The sequence below is a fragment of the Ameyamaea chiangmaiensis genome (assembly GCF_013376175.1).
Classification (GTDB): Bacteria; Pseudomonadota; Alphaproteobacteria; order Acetobacterales; family Acetobacteraceae; genus Ameyamaea; species Ameyamaea chiangmaiensis.
Window position 1 is genome coordinate 1 of sequence record NZ_JABXXR010000301.1, and the last position, 1,440, is coordinate 1,440.

General features: G+C 66.1%; 1 protein-coding gene and 1 other RNA gene. Both read left to right on the forward strand.

The window, feature by feature from the left end; genetic code table 11:
• The first annotated feature begins 287 nt into the window (after positions 1–287).
• Positions 288–696: RNase P RNA component class A (rnpB, locus tag HUK82_RS16575), an RNA gene on the forward strand.
• A gap of 312 nt (positions 697–1,008) precedes the next feature.
• On the forward strand, positions 1,009–1,440 hold a 432-nt coding region (mraZ, locus tag HUK82_RS16580), incomplete at its 3' end, for a division/cell wall cluster transcriptional repressor MraZ (protein ID WP_176614962.1).

The window sequence follows — 1,440 nt, forward strand, 5'->3', positions numbered from 1 at the left end:
GCCGCCTCGGCCGCCTCCGGGTCGTTGGGCGGCGGAAACGCCACCGGCCCGGGCGGAGCGTCGAGTGGCGTAGCGGTGTGAACGGGGGCCCGGCGCCTCTTTCCCCGGTGCCGCCGGCGGGCCAGCGACGCGAGAAGCAGCCGGGACACCAGGTCCGGGCGCGCAGGCAAAGTCTGTGTGTCCATTCGCCCTATCTGACCCCACTTCGCGCGGGGAGCCAAGAGCGCGCGGTGCACACCCGAAATTCGCCCTTGACGCGGCCCGCCGCTCCCGCCACGTTCCGGCCGCCAGACGGTCGGACGGTCGCTGTCGGGCGATAGCGATATCGCCCGATGGAGGAAAGTCCGGGCTCCATGGGAGAACGGTGCCGGCTAACGGCCGGCGAGGGCGACCTTAGGGAAAGTGCCACAGAAAACAGACCGCCCACCGTATGCGTGTTCGCACGGGTGCCGTGGGTAAGGGTGAAACGGTGCGGTAAGAGCGCACCGCGCTTCCGGCAACGGCGGCGGCACGGCAAACCCCACCGGGAGCAAGACCGAATAGGAACGACCGGACCACCCCGCGTGGTTCAGGGGGTCTCCCGCCCCGTCGTTCGGGTTGGTCGCGCGAGGTGCGTTGCAAGACGCATCCCAGAGGAATGACCGTCTCGCCTGTTTCGCAGGCGGACAGAACCCGGCTTACAGACCGTCTGGCAAGACCCCCCTCCCCAGATATCCGTGCGTGGGACCGCATGGGCGGCCGGCATGGGACTCCCTTCGGCATAGAGAAAATCTGTTAAGAACAAATAAAGAACATCAGCATGAAACCGGGCATTATTGAGAAGGACTGATGAAGATAAGGTAAAGCACGAAACAGTGCTCGCAGAGGTATGAAAAAACGCGGTTTTCTGCCGAAAAGACATGCGCTTTAGTTTGACCTCCCACAAAATCCCATGCTATCCCATGTTATCCCGCGCACACTGCCCTTCCGTCCCGTGCGCCCCGGACACACCAGGAGAGGCAGGACAGAGTGAGTGTGTTTCTCGGCACGCATCAGAACCGCTTCGACGCCAAGGGCAGGGTTTCGATCCCGGCTGGGTTTCGGACGGCCTTGCGCGCCCGGGCGACCGAGGGCGAGCCGCTGGTGATTCTCCGCCCCTCCCACATTCACCCCTGCATCGAGGCCTGGCCGGTCGTCGCGTTCGCCACGCTGGCGCAGCCGCTGGATGCGATCGACGTCTTTTCCGACGAACACGAAGACCTCGCCGCCGCGCTGTATGCGGACGCCTTCCCGATCGACGCCGACCGCGAGGGGCGCATCGTCCTGCCCGAGGCCCTGCGCGCGCATGCCGGACTGACCGACAGCGTGGCCTTCATGGGGCTGGGGCGCATCTTCCAGATCTGGGAACCCGCCGCGGCCGAAACGCGCCGGTCCCAGGCCCGCGACCGGTCGCGTCAGGCC